This is a genomic window from Altericroceibacterium xinjiangense (genome assembly GCF_003958635.1).
GTDB lineage: Bacteria > Pseudomonadota > Alphaproteobacteria > Sphingomonadales > Sphingomonadaceae > Altericroceibacterium_A > Altericroceibacterium_A xinjiangense.
Genome location: NZ_RSEK01000017.1, coordinates 14,663 through 32,072, shown reverse-complemented (window position 1 = coordinate 32,072; position 17,410 = coordinate 14,663). Strand labels below are relative to the sequence as shown.

Here is a 17,410-nt window from a genome sequence, read left to right as displayed (position 1 = left end):
ACCGGCGTTTCGTAGTCGCGGCGGCCGTACACCGACAGGTCGGCGTAGCCGAGGTCGTCCGCCATGATGAACAGGAAATTCGGCTTTCTCCCCGGAGTGTGAGCGAAGCTGGGGCCTGCCGCGACCAGCGCTGCAGTGCCGAGCCCTCCAGCGATCGCCGCGCGACGGCTGACGCCTGGATTTTCAAAACCTGCCATGGCTTCCTCTTTTCTCGATCCCAAAACGTGAATATAGGTTCGCCTTTACTTGGTCAAGGAAGATGCCATCACGAGCCATCCAGCCATCCCCGCGCCGCAACAGGAACGCAGCCGCCTCACTGCAGAGCGTTTTGTCACGGCAGCGCTGAACCTGCTGAAAAGCCATACCTTCGCTGAGCTTTCGGTGGCAGAGATCGCGGCTGAAGCCGGCCGGTCGGTCGGCGCTTTCTACCAGCGCTTCGGCAGCAAGGACGAATTCCTCGAGGTGTTGCTCAGGGCGTTCTTCGAGCGGGCCCAGGCGTGGGCGGCGGAACTTGGCAAGGAAGCTTCCGCAAGCGAGATGCTTGCAGTGAACCTCGACGGCAGTTTCGAGCTGTTGCTCGCAAACCGAAACCTCTGGCATGCGGCGCTCCAGCGGTCTGCCGCTGAACCGGGTTTCTGGGCGCGTTTCAGCGGCGTGGCGCAGCAGGCCGGTGCGCTAGGGCTGGCGGCGCTCGAGCGATCTGCCGGGCGGCTTCTGAGTGAAAGCGAACGGCGGCGCGTCACCCTTGCGAGGCAGGTGTTCAACAGCATGATCAACAACCAGATCATCAACGGTCCGGGTCCGCTCCGGCTGGACGATCCGGCGTTTTTAACTGAACTGCGCGCGATCGCGCTTCAGATCGCCGCGCTGGATTGAACCAGCGAAGCGGCGCCGGCTGTTGGATCTGGCATTCGCCCCATCAGCGGTTCTTCGGGTAGGCAGGTCCGCCGCTGCGGGTAGAGGCCCTTAGGATCTGACCGCGCGCATGCCGGCCGGCGGATTAGACCTGGAGGCAGTCGGCCGCGCCGATGGGCCGGCCAACCATCCAGCGATTGCATGTTGCTCTTGAAGACAAAGATGCGCTGGCAAACTTAACGGTCCTTAAGATGACGATTCACCAGGCGCTGTTGGCGGAGCGATCCGCGCTCGACCTTCCTCATCTCTTATTCGCCAGACCAGCGCTGCTTGACGCGAAAAAAAGAACAGGTATTCATGTTCGTATGTGGAGAGGCTTTGCCGGTCGCGGAGCCGGGTGTGGGAATGCCGTCCGATCGGGGAGATGAAATGAGCAATCCGCCCCTCGCGGCCGCTGCCCTTCGAAGCGCGTCAGGACCCCGCACGCAAGTGCTGACGCGTCCAGGGTTCGCTCGGACTCGGGCGCCATCGCCGGGTGCTTGTCATCTCTGGCGGGTGAAACTGCACGACCCGCAGTCCGCGCGCCGACCGTTCGCGAAGGCAAGATCAGTGGCAAATGCCCGACCTTGCAGCGACGCGGTTCTCGAATCTGATGAAAGTAAATTGAGACTTAAGGGCAGTGAAGCCCACCGCAATGTTGTGCTCGATTAAGCAAAAAGCATCATCGAAGGGAATATATTCCCTCAGGGAGATTGAAATGAAAGCGCGTGTTTCCAGGGGTAAGTCCGCCATCCGTGGCTCTGTTCGCACGGCGGTGTTCTCAACCGTTTCGATGCTGAGCGTCACTGCTTTCAGTGCATCTCCAGCATTCGCCCAAGTTGCGGCCGCCAGTGAAGAGCCCCAAGAGGGCAACGTTATTATCGTGACCGCTCAGGGTCGCGAGCAGAGCCTTCAGGACGTGCCGGTTGCGGTATCGGTCATGTCCGGTGAGCAGCTGAACGACTTCAACATCAACTCGCTGACGGAAGCCCAGGCGCGCCTGCCGAACGTGAACATTGCCGAGGCGCCGTCCCCGGTAATCAACATTCGCGGCGTCGGCTCGGGCAACAACTGGGGATTTCAGCAGGCGGTCGGAACCTTCGTGGACGGGATCTATCGCGGCCGTGCGGTCGCGGTCCGTTCCGCCTTTTTCGATGTAGAGCGGCTGGAGGTTCTGAAGGGTCCGCAGACCACCTTCTTCGGTGCCAACACCATTGCCGGCGCACTCAACATCACGACCCGCAAACCGGGCTGGGATTTCGATGTCAACGCAAGCGCCCTGTACGGATCGTTCGGCGAGTACAACCTGGAAGCAGGCGTCGACGTACCCTTGCACGACACCCTCGCGGTCCGGCTCGCTGGCCGGCTGGAGGGAATGAACGGGTTTGTGGAGACGCCTTTCGGCGATGCGCCGAACCGGGATGGTATGCAGCTGCGCGGGGCACTGCGGTTTGAACCGGCTCCCTGGATCCGTTCGGATCTCCGCGTGGATTATGGCGAGTCCGAGACGATCGGTGCCCAGCCCTTCCAGTTGGTCGGCTGCCCGCCTCCGGCTCCGGCTGACATCGTGGGCGCCGGATGCCGTGACTTTCTGGCACAGCGCGATGGAGTCATCGACGATGAACTGGACTACAGGTCCGATACACCGCTCGATTACGTCAACTTCGACTTTGTGGAAGCCGCCTGGACCAACGCCTTCGACGTCGGAGCCGATCACGAGCTGATCCTGAAGACCGGTTATTACGACCATTCTTCGAACCAGCAGTTTACCGGCATCCCGTTCCCGATCACCACCGGCCCTGCCGGTACTACGGACGGTTTTCCCGTGCGAGTCGACGAGGGCTTCGACCAGTTCAGCCAGGAGATCCGGTTCCAGTCCAACGAAGGCGGCGTTTTCGACTACATGGTCGGCGCGTATTACGCCGAGTCGTCGGTGGACTTTGAAAACACCGTCGGCTTCTTCTTCAATGACTTCGGCCGACTGACGCAACTCGTTGCGCGGGGGATAATCCCGACGTCGCCTTTGCCCACGCCTGTGCTGACGAATGAAGCCCGGCCCGGTGATCATGTTTCCGCTCTTGCAACCTACAACACGGAAGATGAGGATCTTTCGCTGTTCGGTGCGCTCACGATTCGCCCTACGGATGCGCTCAGGATCAATCTGGGAGCCCGGTGGAGCCGGATCAGCAAGTTCGCCACTCGATCGAATGCGCGAGGGGTCACCGATGACCTCGCGGAGGGGACCTTCGTCCCTTACAACGACGACACGCAGTTGCTGCTCAATTCCCTCTTGCGCGGTTCGACGGAGAATTTCGGCGGGGGCAACAATCCGGGCCGGCGGGTCGACAAGGACTTCATGCCTTCGGCGAGCGTTCAGTACGACGTGACGGACAATCTGATGGCCTATGTCAGCTACGCCGAAGGGTTCAAGGCAGGCGGCTTCAGCACCGGCAACTTCCCCATTTCGTTCGAGCCTGAGTTCGTGAAGGCCTATGAGGCCGGTATCAAGGCGTCGCCCCTCTACAACCTCGACGTCAACCTTGCGGTCTTCCGGAACGATTTCAGCAATCTGCAGGAAAACGTGATCCAGAACCTGAACGTCGACATTGGCGGGGGGAATGTCGTCAACACGATCAACACGATCGTTCAGAACGTTGCGGCATCACGCTCGCAAGGCGCTGAACTGGACGTTGTCTGGCGGGCAAGTGACTGGCTGACGTTGAATGCCGCGATCGCCTATCTCGATGCGAACTACCAGTCCTATCCGAACGCGCCCTGCAGCCAGCTCCAGCTTGCCACGCAGGCTCGGGGAGGAGGCGGGACCCCGCTGTTCCGGCCGAACGGTACGCCGATAACTGTTTGTGATCAGTTGGGCGGCTTCCAGGATCTGTCGGGAGCTCCCCGGGCTTTCGCTCCCGACTGGTCGGGCAATGTCTCCGCTACCTTCAGGTATCCTGTAAACGACACGATCGGCCTCTCCGTCACGCCGGTCATGTACTTCAAGAGCGACCATTTCCTTTCGCCCGAGGCCGACCCGCTGGTCTTCCAGAGCGGTTTTGCAAAGTTCGACTTGCGGATCGCAGCTCGGGCGGAAAGCGGTTGGGAACTGGCCTTGATCGCGCGTAATCTTACCGATGAAGTCACAGGCAGTTTCGCCGGCGCGGTTACGGGTGCGACTGGAAGCATCCGCTATCTTGTCGACCGTCCGCGTTCCTTCGCGGTGCAGGTCTCCTACGACTACTGACCTTCCTGGATGTCTCCGGATCGGATCCGGAGACATCCACAGGCCGAGAATGACTGGCCGGTATGATGTTGCCGAGGCGCTGGATAATCCGCCGTTCTCCCAGGCCATCGCCGCGTTCGGCCGAATTGCAGCTTCTCGCTCGCGCAGCATCGAAACGCGGCCGTTCAGGTGCTGCTTGCCGCAGTTGCGCGTTATCGCATCGACCCCATTGGGCTCCTGATCACATCTGCGGTCGCTGTGTCCGCGAGCGGGCAGGGGTGCAGGTGCCGTTGTCCCGATCTGCGCACTGGCGTAGTGCGGCGGATGATGCTTTGATATTCCAGAACCTGCGATGGCTTGCCCTTCCGTTCACACAGAGTGTGAACACGGACTTCGCATCGACCGCTGTCAAGGAACGTGTTCATGGCTGGCCCCCTGTCCGTCCCGGTCCCGCAACAGGAACGGAGCCGTGTTACTGCAGAACGGTTCATCACCGCAGCGCTGGATCTGTTAAGGAACCGAACCTTCGCCGAGCTGTCGGTCGCCGACATCGCGGCGGAAGCCGACCGTTCGATCGGGGCATTCTACCAACGCTTCGGGAGCAAGGACGATTTCCTCGAGGTGCTGCTGACTGCATATCTCGAACGAGCCTGCGCCTGGGCAGCCGAACCGAGGCAGAAAACTTCTGCGAGTGAAGTTTTGGCAGTGCACCTCGATCATAGCTTCGGGGAATTGCTTGCGAACAAGAACCTCTGGCATGCCGGGCTTCAGCGATCGGCCGCCGAACCCGGCTTCTGGGCGCGGTTCGGTGACGTTGGTCAGCGGATCGCGGAACTGAATCTCGCCGCGATTGAGCGATCGGCCGGGCGCTCCCTGGACGTAAACGAGCGACAGCGCCTCGCGCTCGCGAGACAGGTCTTCAATAGCGTGATCAATAACCAGATCATCAACGCACCGGGGCCGCTCCAGCTGGACGACCCGAAGTTCCTACCCGAACTGCGCGCGCTCGCGCTCCGGATCGCTGCCCTGGACTGAGTTGTTGATCAGGCGCGAGTTACGGCTGCCTCAACACGAGAAGCAAGAGCGAGCAATTCGCGGGGCCAGAAGCGCGGAAGCGGCATTGGCAATCCGGCCCCTCCACATCGCGCGAAGCGTCAGTATCGACAAGAACTGCTGTGCGTGCCTGGCGCCGTCGTCATGCCGAGGGCCTGCCTCCGCCCCTGGCAATCCACTGATCTACGCGGGCCTCAAGGATGTCGAGCGGCACTGGACCCGAAAGTAGGACGACATCGTGGAAGTCGCGAATGTCGAACCGTTCGCCGAGCGCCTGACGCGCCCGTTCCCGCAAGTCCATGATCCGCAGCTTGCCGATCATGTAGGCCGTCGCCTGACCGGGATAGACGATATAGCGCTCGATCGCCTTGCGCACGTCGCCTTGCGGGTTGGGGGTATTCGTCTGGAGCCAGTCGATTGCTTGTTCGCGGGTCCAGCGCTTGTGGTGGATGCCGGTATCCACAACCAGACGGGCGGCCCGCCAAAGCTCCATGCCGAGCCTGCCGAAATCGGAATAGGGATCCTGATAAAACCCCATCTCCTTGCCCAGTTCTTCCGAATAGAGACCCCACCCTTCGGTGTAGGCCGTTACGCCGCCGAACCGGCGGAATGCCGGCAAGTCCCCGAGGCTGGTCTGGATCGCAAGCTGGAGATGGTGACCGGGAATCCCTTCGTGGTAGGCGAGGGCCTCCAGCTCAGTCTTCGACATATCCTGCAGATTGTAGAGGTTTACATAGTAGGTTCCGGGCCGTGATCCGTCCGGGGCAGGGCGCTGGTAGAAGGCTTTCCCGGCGGACTGCTCGCGGAATTCCTCCACCGGCTTCACGACCAGATCGGCCTGCGGAAGAGTGTGGAAGTAACGCGGCAGGGCCGTCTCCATGCGGTCCAGCGCTTGTGCGACATCGGCGAGATAGGCTTCCCGGCTGTCGTGGAAGAAACGATCCTCGGTTCGCAGATGCGCGAAGAATTCCTGCAGCGTTCCGTCGAACCCGACCTGCTTCATGATCGCGCCCATTTCGCCGTGGATGCGGGCAACTTCGCGAAGGCCGATCTGATGGATTTCCTCGGCGGAAAGATCGGTGGTGGTATAGTTTCCGAGCCGTTCGGAATAGTATTCCGCGCCCCGCGGCAGGCGCCAGATCCCGTCGTCAGTAGGCGCGACCGCATGCTGCGCCTCCATCGCGCCGATCAGGCGGCGGTAAGCCGGGGCGAGATTTTCCAGCAGCGCCTCGCGGCCGCTGGCGAGCAAGCGAGCCTTCTCCTCGGCCGGAAGGTCGAGCGCGCCGACCTTTTCCTTCAAGTCCGCCCAGATGGGGGAATCCTCTCCCGGCCCGAACGGTGCGCCAGTAATCACGTTCCGGGCATCGCTGATCACGTATGGGTAGACCCACTTCGGCGGCATCACGCCGGCCGCTGCCGCTCGCTCGCCTCGGCCAGTGCCTGATCGATCAGGACATCCGCCGTCTGCAGACGACTCACGTAAGCCTCGGCGGTTGGAAGGTCAGTCACCCGGTGGATGTTGATCAGGAACGCGGGAACGAAGCTCTGCAACCCGTTCATCTGGTCGAACAGGTATTCGTTCTCGCGGAACGCGTAAGCAGCCCTGCTTCGCTGCGCCACGCTTTCAAACAGGTCGTAGGAAAGCTGGTGTTCGGGAGAAAGGGCGCTGCGGGCGATCTCAGCCTGCATCTTCGCCAGGGTGGCGCGATCCAGAGCCTGTTCCCGCTCGGCGGCGGCATCGGTCAGATCGTCCCAGCGGCCGTAGTCCTGATCGACAATTCCGCGATAGGCTTTTCCGATGGGCGACAGCGCGAGTTGCGCCTCGTCATACCGCTCGAACAGCGCAGCAAGGCGAATGTCGGGGGCGTCGGGAAGGGAGGACACCGGCGGCGGCACCGATGTGGCCGATCGTGGTTCGATGGCAGGAGACGTGGCGCAGCCGGCAAGCGCGGCCGTGGTGGCAAGCAGGAGAAGGTGTTTCATTCATCTCTTCCGAAACCGGTCTGCAGGAAGGCCGATTCAACCACCGGCATCTGCAGCATCCGCTGGGCTATCAGGATGCGCGCAGCTTACGTGTCGGTGTTCGGGTTGCAAGTCGATCGGACACATTCGTCCCGGAACGAGCGTCGAAGACGCCTGGGTCCGCAGGTCCGGGTGCACTGAACGACTTCAACCCCCCTGGCATCGGACACCCAGCGCCTCCAGGGAGTGCTTCAGCTTCGACAGGTTGTAGGGCTTGGCGATCACGCCGATGCATCGATCGTCGGCAACCTGCGCACGAAGCTCTTCGACATTCCCGTCGGTTGCCAGCAATATCGGCAGATCGGCGTGGAGCGCGCGCAGTTCCGCAGCGATGGCCTCGCCGGCCCGGCCCGACATCCGCATGTCAAGAACCACGGCGTCGTAGCGCCCCCGCGACGCGCGCACCCGCGCCAGGGCTTCGGCACCGTTCGCGGCTTCGTCGACCGCATAGCCTGCGCTGGTCAAGCCTTCGGCCGCGAACATCCGCACGGTCGGTTCGCCCTCCACCAGAAGGACCCGCCCCGTGCGCCCTTTTTCAAGAATGTCGGCAACCTTCTCCGATAGAGTGGCGTACGTGAAGGGCTTGCTGATCATCTCGACCCCTTCATCCAGCCGGCCGCCGTGGACAATCGCGTTGCGCGTATAGCCGCTGGTGTAGAGGACTTTGAGATCGGGCCGCTTCTCTCGCGCCTGGTCCGCGAGTTCCCGGCCCGTCATTCCCGGCATCACGACATCGGTGAACAGGAGGTCGACCTCCTGCTCCCCCCGATCCAGCAGGCGGAGCGCGCTGGGGCCATCGTGCGCTTCAATCACTTCGTACCCCAGCTCCCGCAGACATTCGGCGGTATAGGCGCGGACATCGTCATCGTCCTCCACAACCAGAATAGTCTCCTGGTTATGACTCCTCTCGACGCCCCCGTCGGCAGCTTCGTCCTCCGCCTGCACTTCGCTGAGAAGGCGCGGCAGGTAGAGCTTCACGCTGGTCCCGCGTCCCTCCTCGGAATAGATCTTCACATGCCCGCCGGACTGCTTGGTGAAGCCGTAGACCTGCGATAACCCGAGTCCGGTCCCGCGTCCCACCTCTTTCGTCGTGAAGAAGGGTTCAAACACCCGGGCAGCCGTTTCCCGGGACATGCCCACTCCCGTGTCGGTAACGGCAATGACCACGTACTGCCCGGGTGCCACCTCGGCATGTTCTGCGGCATAGGCTTCGTCCAGCCGGGCGTTGGCCGTCTCGACCGTAAGCGTTCCGCCTCGGGGCATGGCGTCCCTGGCGTTTACCGCCAGGTTCAGGATGGCGGCTTCAAGCTGGTTCGGATCGGCCTCTATGCGCCACAAGCTGGGGCTCGATACGATCTCAAGCCTCACGGTCTCCCCCAGTGCCCGGTTCAACAGATCCGACATGTCCGCGACCAGGCGATCGGCATCGAGCGCCTTGGGCGAGAGCGGCTGGCGGCGTGAGAAGGCAAGCAGGCGCTGCGTCAGCGCAGCGGCGCGCTCCGCTCCCTTGAGGGCATTCCCCAGCGCGCGGCTGGCGCGTGCGTCCGGTTGACCGGTTGCCTCGATCGCGCGCGCCGCCATGTCGATGTTGCCGGTGACGACCGTCAGCAGGTTGTTGAAATCGTGAGCGATCCCGCCTGTGAGTTGGCCAACCGCCTCCATTTTCTGTGCCTGCCGCAACGCCTCCTCCGCTTTGGCTCGCTCAGCGACTTCCTCGGCTACGCGTTGTGCGAGAGTGTCGTTGAACTCGCGCAGCCTCTCCTCGGCGCGGCGGCGTTCCCCGATCTCACGCTGCGCTGACTGATAGAGGCGGGCATTGTCGATCGCGATGGAAGCCTGCGCCGCGATCCCGACCATCAACGTTTCATGGCCTTCGCTGAACCGGCCGGGTTCGGGATGGCCGAAGAGCAGGCCGCCGACGACCTCGCCCGAACGAGAGGTTACGGAAACGGCAAGATAGCTGCGGACGGGCAGGTGTCCCTGGGGCATACCGCGGTGCGGCGCGTTCTTCCCGTAGCGTGGATCGGCAAGGATGTCGTCCGACCTCACGACGCCCGTCCCATCGAACGTAGGCTTGAACACGGCGGTGGGCCGCGGCATCCCGAAGCTCTCGAACTGGGAGCGGTCGGCGCCCGACAGGGTGTAGAGCATGAAGGCTTCTCCAGCCTCGTTCAGGACGTTGTAGAAGAAGGCCCCGAACCTTGCGCCCGTCAGCTCGACCCCTGCGTCGGTGACGGTTTGCACCACACGTTGCAGATCGAGGTCGGCCGCAACGGCTGCTCCCGTGCGGTTCAGGGTCTGCAATACGCGGGTTTGCTCCTTCAGCGCTTCGTCGCGTGCTTTCTCCTCGACGATGTTGCGCGCTTCGATGACGGTCCCGACGGCATTTCCCTCCTCGTCGAGCAGAGGGCTCGCTGTGAAGGCAACGGGGTAGAGCGATCCGTCAGGCGCGACGAACAGTTCCTCTCCGCTCATCTGCGCGCGTTCGGGAAAAGCGCGATCGATCGGGCATTCCTCGATCGGATAAGGCGAGCCGTCCGGCTTCTTGTGGTGGACCACGTCGTGCAGCGGCCGCCCTTCCATGTCCTCGAAGCGGTAGCCGGTCAGTCTCTCGGCTGCGGCGTTGGCGTAGACGCAGTGCTGCTCATGATCCATCAGGAACACGGCCTCGCGGGTGTTGTTCAGTATCGCGTCGAGCCTTCTTGACGTCTCGCGCAACGCTGTTTCGGCCTCCATGGCGGCGGTGATGTCGCGGGAAACGGCGAGGAGCTTTTCAGCCCTTCCTTCGGCATCGTTGATCGGCGTGACCGCAACGTCCCACCAGCGGGGGCTTCCCTTCACCGTGGCGGCGAAGCCTTGAAATCTTCCTGTGCCGCCAGTCTTGGCCTGGTCGATAGCTCCCAGCGCTTTGGCTTTTTCTTCACCGTGCCAGAAATCCGGCCACACGGCGCCGCTGATCGCGTCGAAGTCATCGACTTCCATGACGCCTTTGCCGCCTTCCGACATGAACTCGAGCCGCCCTTGCAGATCGAGCACCTTGATGCAGTCGGAAGAACTCGCCAGCACCCGGCGGTTGAACTCCTCGCTGGCGCGAAGGGCGCTTTCGATCCGGCGCTGTTCTTCAACATCGAGAAGGACGCCGGGGAAGCTCAGGGCCGTCCCGTCTTCCGCCATCTCGACGCGCCCATTCGCCTCGATCCAGTAGTAGTTCCCGTCGCTGCGCCGCACGCGGTATTGGTGAGCATACGGCCCGCCGCGGCCAATCGCCTCATCGATTGCGGCGATCAGCCCGGGCTTGTCGTCCGGGTGAACGGTTGCAATCACTTGCTCCAGGCTCAGCCCGCTGCGGCCGAGCTCGGGGTCTATCCCGAAGGCTCCTGCAAATTGCTCGTCAACGGTGAACCGGTCGGTCGGGAGATCCCAGAACCAGGTGCCGATGATCGCTCCCGCGTCGAGGGCCAGCCTCACCCGGCTTGCATAGGCCTGAGCCCGGGCTTCGCTTTCCCGCAGCCTGCGGTCTACAAGCACTTGCGCGGTTGTCTCCTGGCAAACGCTGAAGATCCCATCGATCTCGCCACTCTCACCGCGCACCGGAGTGTAGGAGAAGGCGAAGTGAGTCTCCTCACGGAAGCCCTTGCGTTCCATCCAGAGCTCGATGTGATCCATCTGCACAGGCTCACCGCGGTAGGCTTTCTCCACGATCGGAAGAAGATCGCCCCTGATCTCCTGCCAGACGTCGAGAAAGTCCCGCGCCATGGCTGCCGGGTGCTTGGACGCGAGGATTTCGCTGTAGGAATCGTTGTAAAGGAGGGTTCGCTCTTGGCCCCAGGCCACGAACATGGGCTGGCTCGAGCCGAGCATCACGCTTACAAGCGTCTTGAGTGCCAATGGCCATGTCTGTGGCGGCCCGAGCGGGGTGGAAGACCAGTCATGCGCGCGGAGGAGCGCGCCGGCTGCGCCTCCGCCCTCCAGGCAAAGGGGCAGCGAATTTCCGCCACGAGGCAGTGAGCTTGAAATCTGTTCGCGATCGCTCATCGAAAGGACACTGATCCTGACTGATGACCCCCCCGGGCCGGAGCCTCTTAGCCGTAGCGGTGGGTAGTCGCCAAGGTTTAGCTGCGCCAGGCTTCGCCAACCCGGCGGCGCGGTTCGAGATCGAACAGTTGCGGCCCGGAGGGACCGCTCTCGTCGGATGTCCTGTGTGAATCCGGCTCGCGAAGATCAGCGGGATGAAGCCAAGCCGTAACCGCATGGTGGCGACTGGCAAGCACCATCGCCGCGGTGTCGGGGAAAACTGGCCGGACGGCGACTACAAGGAGGTCCGGCAGTCAGCTCGGTAAAGTCGCGGTCTGGCGCAAGGCTTCGCCCAGCGCAAGCGCCGCTGATGTGGCGACATTCATCGAGCGTACCTGCGGCCGGATCGGAATGCGCACCCGCGCATCGCACGCGTCGGCTACAGCAGCAGGCACGCCCGCGCTCTCCTTCCCAAAGAGCAGGACGTCATCGGCCATGAAGCTGAAATCGAAGGCCGATTGACGGGTCTTGGTGGTGAACAGCACCAGCCTTCGTGAACCGAGAGCCGCCTTGAACGCGTCGAAGCCGGCATGACGTGCGATGGTGACATGATCTATATAGTCCATGGCAGTCCGCCTGACTCGTCGATCGTCCCACTCGAACCCCATGGGCTCGATCAGGTCCACAGCCGCCCCGAGGCAGGCGCCAAGGCGCAGAATGGCGCCGACGTTTCCGGCAATTTCCGGCTCGAAAAGGGCAATGCGCATCGCGGCTGATTGGCGCCCGCGCACGAACCTTGCAAGCCTTGCAGTGCCGGCCGGGCGGAAGGTGTCGCGCAAGGTCACGCGATAGCTTCGTTCTTCGCGGTCTCCGAAGTCGTGGGCAAGGGGTGCTGTTTCGGCCCCGCCGGGGCGAAGGCGCCGTGGCGGTTCCATTGCGGGCAGGGCAGGGCCACGTCCCGCCACGGGATACGAGCCAGTCCATTCCAGTATCCGCCTCACCGCTGGGGTTGCGAGCGAAGGAAACTTGCGCAGCCGTTTGGCCCGGCCCGAGAGACTTTCCTAGAAATAGGAGGAAGGCGCGGGGTCAGCTTCGTGCTGGATCGGCTTGCGAACACCTCGCGAGGCGCACCTCTTTACGCAGTCAAGGCGGCCTTTTTTGACGGGAAGCTAGAACAATGCGCCACGTGTTCGGGTTGAACGAAGCCGCCGCCAATGTCGCGGGCGGGTTGCAGCGTCCTACGCTGGCACCCGTCTGGCTCGCATTTCTCGCGATTGCTCTGGACTTGCCAACGTTCGCCACAGCCTTGTGGTTTGCGCAGTATGGCTCCCTCGCGCCCCCTGACTTCGAGCCGTTGGACGCGGCGATCAGAGGGTTCATGACTGCCGCTGCTTCGATAGCGCTTCTGGCGTTCGGCGATGGTTACAGTCTGAGGTCCCTGCGCAAGCCCTGGCAGGCGGCGTTTTGGGCCTTTTTCGCTCTGGCCGGGCCGGTAGCGCTTGCCGGAGTGTCGTTGCCCCATACCGAGGCCTTTGATTTCCTTCTCGCCGCTGCCGTCTCCGTTGCTGCCGTCGTGATCCCCATTCGCCTGGTGGAGGCCCAAGTCGTCGCCTGGATCATCGACGCCGGGCTTGCCCAGCGCCGGGCGGTCGTTGCCGGCGGCGGTGAACATGCCGTGAGACTCATCCGGGGGTTGGCCGCTCGAGCGAACTCCGATGTGCACATCTGCGGGATTTTCGACGATCGGGACGATGTTCGCTCGCCGCTTCAGGTCCTCGGGGTTCCGAAGATCGGCGGCTATGACGAGCTGATCGAATTCGTCCGGCAGTCGGAGATCGACATGGTGATCATCTCCCTGCCGCTGGAGGCTGAAGAGCGGATCAATTGGCTGTTGAACTCCTTCAAGGTTCTGCCTGTCGAGGTTCGTCTGTCGGCCTTCAGCCAGAACTACGCATTCGCGCCCCGGTCGCGTGATCCGCTTATCCCGGCGATCCGCGGCACCTTTGCGGCAGAGCGGCGCCTGGTGAAGAGAGCCTTCGACGTCATCGGTGCGGCAATGGCGCTCTGCGTCCTGTGGCCGGTGATGGTCGTCGCCGCTATTGCGATCCGGCTTGAAACCAGGGGGCCCGTATTTTTCCGGCAGAAGCGGCACGGGTATAACGACCGGATCATCAACGTGCTGAAGTTTCGATCGATGTACGTCGAGGCGATGGACCCCACCGCGCGCCGCGTCGTGACCCGCAACGATCCGCGGGTTACTCGCGTCGGGCGGTTTCTGCGGCGCAGTTCGATCGATGAACTGCCGCAGCTGTTCAATGTCCTTTCCGGGCAATTGTCCCTCGTCGGGCCGCGGCCGCATGCTGTCGATGCCCTGTCGAGCCGGCAAGAGCGTTTCTCCACCATTGTCGACGGCTACTCGGCTCGGCACCGGTTGCCGCCGGGCATCACCGGGTGGGCGCAGATTCACGGTCTCCGGGGCGAAATTGACGTGGCCGACAAGCTTCACGCCCGCTTCGAGCACGACCTCTACTACATCGAGAACTGGTCGATCTGGCTTGATCTGATGATCCTGCTGCGCACGCCGCTGAGCCTGCTGCAAAATCGGACGGCCTACTGAGGCACGGGAGCAACGTCCCGGCGCCCGCAGGTCAGCGGGCGCGTTGACAATCCCGGTGCGCGTTCAGTCCCCGGCCCGGACAATCGCCTATAAGGGGGAGTACCCCGGTTCGGCAGGAGACACTCTCTCACAATGCGACTTTACGTACACATGGGCCTGCACAAGACAGCTTCTACCTACCTTCAGCACCTGATGAACGACAATCATGAAGCGCTTCTCGAGAGGGGCGTCTACTACCAGAAGCAGGCGGGGTATCCCGCCCATCACGAAGCCGCCTGGACGATGCTGCGCGGGGACATGGCCCCGTTGACCTCCATGCTAGAAACGGCTCGCCAGCTTGGCTGCCATACCACGATCCTGTCATCCGAGGACCTCGAGGGGATCATCTTCGATCCGGGCACAGTAACGGCTATCGAGGATGCGGCGAGAGCGGCCGGCGTTGAGCAGATCGAGTGGCACATGTGCCTGCGCGACGCCGGGGAATACTACAGCAGTCTGCATGCGCAGCTTCAGTATCATGTGTTTTCCGGAGCATTGGAGCTGTTCTACGCAGTGATGCGCGACGGAATGGTTCTGATCCCGGACCCTTTGAGGGGAGGGCCCGGCACCCCGTACTGGGGCTTCTGCTTCGATCACGCGCGCTACATATCGGAATTTGCCGAAAGGACGACCCATCCGCTGATCGTGCACGACTACACGGATGGCGATCCGTTTCCGGCATGGCGCATGCTGGACCGGCTGGATGCGCTCGGAGCCATCCGCGATCTCCCGCCCGCGTCGGCGCGAAACGCGCGCCTGGACGCTGGCGCAGTGGTTCAGGGCCACCGGGAGCGGCTGGAAGATGTCATCCCGCAGGAGCTTCTCAAGTCGAAGACATCGGCCATGCTGCGCGATCGCATCAAGAAGGATGTGGCGATCGTCCCGGATCTTGCAGCCATTGTCAGCGCGCGCTTTGCAGCGAGCACGGCGGAGACGCTGGCGAAGTTCTCGCGTCCCTGAGGGCGCCGAAGCAGCAAAGTCGCCGCGGCAATTCACGCAGGGAAAGCGGCCCCGCGTAACCGGCTCCGATCCCGCAGGCGGTGTGGCTGAGCCCGGGGCACTCCTGACCCTGCCTTTGCCGAGCTCTTGCCCGCATGAGATTGCGGCCTAGACAGCTTTCTGCAGCGCTACCGATTATTTGTCGGCAATGGCCGAGGCTGCTTCTGCGCTGCTCGAAGGCGCCGATCTCGGGGGCTGCGAATCCTAGATTGTGAGCGCCTCGGAGGATTGCGTCTCGCCGGTGCCGAAGCGCGTGCCGATCTCGCCGGCGTTCATCGGGTAATCCAGCAGAAATCCCTGCAGGTCGTCGCAGCCAATGCGTTCAAGAAACGTTTTCTGGTCGTCTGTCTCCACGCCTTCTGCCGTGATGCGGAAGCCGCTGGCGTGGGCGAGTTTCACGATGGCCTGGATGATCGCGCTGCCGCCGCCCTGATCGTCGATCCTGGCCACGAAGGTACGGTCGATCTTCACGCGGTCAACTTCCAGCGCATTGAAGTGGCTGAAGGAAGAATAGCCGGTGCCGAAGTCGTCCAGCGCAACCCGGATGCCGAACTCGCGCAGCATGCGCAGGTTAAGCGCGCACTGGCCAGCCTGTTCCATGACGGCCGTTTCGGTGACCTCCAGTTCAAGACGGCCCGGATCTATTCCTGCATCCTGGATGATCGACATCGTACGGCGCGCGAAAAGAGGATTGCGCAGCTGGACGGGAGAGACATTGATCGAGATGGTGGGGATGGGCCAGGCGCGGGCATCCCGGCAGGCCTGGGCGAGCACCCAGTCTCCGAGCGGCTCGATCAGCCCGATCTCTTCGGCCATCGGGATGAACACGGCTGGGGGCACGTTCCCGCTTTCGGGGTGCTGCCAGCGGAGCAATGCCTCCACGCCTGCAACAGAACCGTCCGCCGCTGAATAGGTGGGCTGGTAGACCAGCGATAGCTGATCGCCAGCATCGAGCGCTGCCCGAAGGTCCTTCTCCGCATGCTGTCTTGCGCGGATTGGCTCGTCCATAACGGGATTGAACAAGACATAGTGGCCGCGCCCCTGCGCCTTTACCTCATAAAGTGCGATGTCAGCGCACCGGGCAAGCTCCTCGGCATCGAGACCGTCCTTTCCCGCAAGCGCTACACCGATACTGACGCCGATGTGAACCCGGCTGCCGCTGATGAGGAATGGCTCGGACGCGGACTTCACGATCCTCTTGCACAGGTCCTCGATGTCATCGGCCGATGAGATGTCAGTCTGGATGATCGCGAATTCGTCACCGCCCAGTCGAGCGGCGGTATCGCTGGCGCGGATGGTGGAGGAAAGCCGCCGGGCAAACTCACGGATCAGTTCATCGCCCGCTGCGTGACCAAGCGTGTCATTGACCATCTTGAAGCGATCGAGATCGAGAAAAAGCAGGGCGACCGGCCGTTCGGCGGTACGCCGCAGCACGGCAAGGGCATGGGTCAACCGGTCTTCGAACAGGGCACGGTTAGGAAGCCCGGTCAGCACATCATGGAATGCCAGGTGTTCGACAGCGGCGTTGCTTTCATTCAGCTCCCGCGTCCGGCGCGCTACGCGGCGCATAAGCAAGAAGAGGATGCTTGCCATCAAGGCAGCGGCGCTCATGAAGACGGGCGCCAGCCGCATGAAAACTGTCTGTCCGGGCTGAAATGGCCGCCATGCGATGTAGCCGATGATGTCTCCGGCGCGCGAACGCAGGGGCTGCGCTGTTTCGCCGGGGCGGAGCGCTGCCGTGTGGACGAAGCGCGCATCCTCTATCCCGTAATCGCCGCGGACCGCCTCGATGAAGCTGCCATCGAGTCTGCGGACGGAGATGTGGACGAACTCTTTGCCCAAAGGTTGCTCGATTTCACCGGTATCCGACACGATCGGCTTCACGCTGACGACGGACGGATGAGCGTTGACCATGAGAATGTCGGTGACACCGGGGGTAAGCTGACCTTCGGGAAGATCAGTATCCGCAGCTTGTTGCAGTTCGCGCAGGTCGGCAACGAGCGGGATCATCTCGTCAGCCATGCTTGCAAAATCCTGCGGAGTTCGGCGAGCCCCCTCGATCATGCTGTAGATCGGCCGGTTTGCAGGATCGAGCACGAAGGCCGCATCGTGACCGTAGTAGCCATGCATCCAGATGCCGACATTCTGATCGAGCCAGTCGAGGTCAAGCCTCTCCCTGCGCACCTCGTTGACGGCATCGTCCCAGACCGTAACACCTTCCTGATCGTGGGCTATGCGAACGGTACTTTCTGCGAGGACTTTCGCCACCAGCTTGTGCTGCCGCCTGCCGGCGAGCTCGTCTACCGAACTTGTTGACCAGAACATCAGGCCGACAACACCGAAGGTCAGCGTGAGAACACCGAGACCTGCCGCAAGAGCGGCGGAATTGACCTTCGCGCTCAGTCCGGTCGGCGTATTCATGAAGGCAGCTGGTGGCATGAGTATCGCTCCAGTGACGAAACGTTGACCGACGCGAACCGGCAACTGAGGGGCGAGCGGACGAGGCGCTCATCGGCAGGTGGTGCAATGCAAACGGGGTTCGCAAGCGC

8 protein-coding genes and 2 pseudogenes are annotated in these 17,410 nt (G+C 62.6%); 5 read left to right on the top strand and 5 right to left on the bottom strand.

Annotated features, from left to right (window positions below; genetic code table 11):
• Positions 1-197 (bottom strand): annotated as a pseudogene (locus ELY13_RS13310) (sulfatase family protein); the annotation flags it as partial.
• Positions 198-246: 49 nt separating this feature from the next.
• Here ELY13_RS13310 and ELY13_RS13305 point away from each other — a divergent pair.
• The 3 genes from ELY13_RS13305 to ELY13_RS13295 all read left to right on the top strand — a co-directional run bounded on the left by ELY13_RS13305 (position 247) and on the right by ELY13_RS13295 (position 5,152).
• Positions 247-876, top strand: coding sequence for a TetR/AcrR family transcriptional regulator (locus tag ELY13_RS13305; RefSeq protein WP_126174409.1), 630 nt, complete (start codon positions 247-249; stop codon positions 874-876).
• A gap of 901 nt (positions 877-1,777) precedes the next feature.
• Positions 1,778-4,138, top strand: a complete 2,361-nt coding sequence (locus ELY13_RS13300) for a TonB-dependent receptor (protein WP_164549812.1) — start codon at positions 1,778-1,780, stop codon at positions 4,136-4,138.
• A 402-nt stretch (positions 4,139-4,540) separates the two neighbouring features.
• Complete coding sequence (locus ELY13_RS13295; protein WP_126174407.1) at positions 4,541-5,152, top strand: TetR/AcrR family transcriptional regulator; 612 nt, start codon at positions 4,541-4,543, stop codon at positions 5,150-5,152.
• Positions 5,153-5,312: 160 nt separating this feature from the next.
• Here the strand turns inward: ELY13_RS13295 and ELY13_RS13290 are convergent.
• From ELY13_RS13290 to ELY13_RS13280, 3 genes and pseudogenes are all read right to left on the bottom strand, one after another.
• A pseudogene (locus ELY13_RS13290) lies at positions 5,313-7,153 on the bottom strand (DUF885 domain-containing protein).
• 186 nt (positions 7,154-7,339) lie between these two features.
• On the bottom strand, positions 7,340-11,080 hold the full coding sequence (locus tag ELY13_RS13285; protein ID WP_164549811.1) for a PAS domain-containing protein: 3,741 nt from the start codon (positions 11,078-11,080) through the stop codon (positions 7,340-7,342).
• Positions 11,081-11,520: 440 nt separating this feature from the next.
• Positions 11,521-11,973 carry a tRNA (cytidine(34)-2'-O)-methyltransferase gene (locus ELY13_RS13280; protein WP_126174405.1) on the bottom strand — a complete coding sequence of 151 codons (453 nt, stop codon included), beginning with the start codon at positions 11,971-11,973 and terminating at the stop codon, positions 11,521-11,523.
• 410 nt (positions 11,974-12,383) lie between these two features.
• Between ELY13_RS13280 and ELY13_RS13275 the strand changes: the two genes are divergently transcribed.
• Positions 12,384-13,823 carry an exopolysaccharide biosynthesis polyprenyl glycosylphosphotransferase gene (locus ELY13_RS13275; protein WP_126174404.1) on the top strand — a complete coding sequence of 480 codons (1,440 nt, stop codon included), beginning with the start codon at positions 12,384-12,386 and terminating at the stop codon, positions 13,821-13,823.
• A 132-nt stretch (positions 13,824-13,955) separates the two neighbouring features.
• On the top strand, positions 13,956-14,822 hold the full coding sequence (locus ELY13_RS13270) for a hypothetical protein (RefSeq protein WP_126174403.1): 867 nt from the start codon (positions 13,956-13,958) through the stop codon (positions 14,820-14,822).
• Positions 14,823-15,065: 243 nt separating this feature from the next.
• On the opposite strand, the gene ELY13_RS13265 is transcribed toward ELY13_RS13270, so the two are convergent.
• The gene (locus tag ELY13_RS13265) at positions 15,066-17,300 is read right to left on the bottom strand and encodes a putative bifunctional diguanylate cyclase/phosphodiesterase (protein WP_126174402.1); all 2,235 of its coding nucleotides are present in this window, start codon (positions 17,298-17,300) and stop codon (positions 15,066-15,068) included.
• Positions 17,301-17,410: the final 110 nt, after the last annotated feature.

What these genes read in the sequence shown, in the direction of transcription:
- ELY13_RS13295 (WP_126174407.1), top strand. Translation starts at nt 4,541, where the DNA reads ATGGCTGGCCCCCTGTCCGTCCCGGTCCCGCAACAGGAACGGAGCCGT.
- ELY13_RS13265 (WP_126174402.1), bottom strand. Translation starts at nt 17,300, where the DNA reads ATGCCACCAGCTGCCTTCATGAATACGCCGACCGGACTGAGCGCGAAG.
- ELY13_RS13280 (WP_126174405.1), bottom strand. Translation starts at nt 11,973, where the DNA reads ATGCGCATTGCCCTTTTCGAGCCGGAAATTGCCGGAAACGTCGGCGCC.
- ELY13_RS13270 (WP_126174403.1), top strand. Translation starts at nt 13,956, where the DNA reads ATGCGACTTTACGTACACATGGGCCTGCACAAGACAGCTTCTACCTAC.
- ELY13_RS13275 (WP_126174404.1), top strand. Translation starts at nt 12,384, where the DNA reads ATGCGCCACGTGTTCGGGTTGAACGAAGCCGCCGCCAATGTCGCGGGC.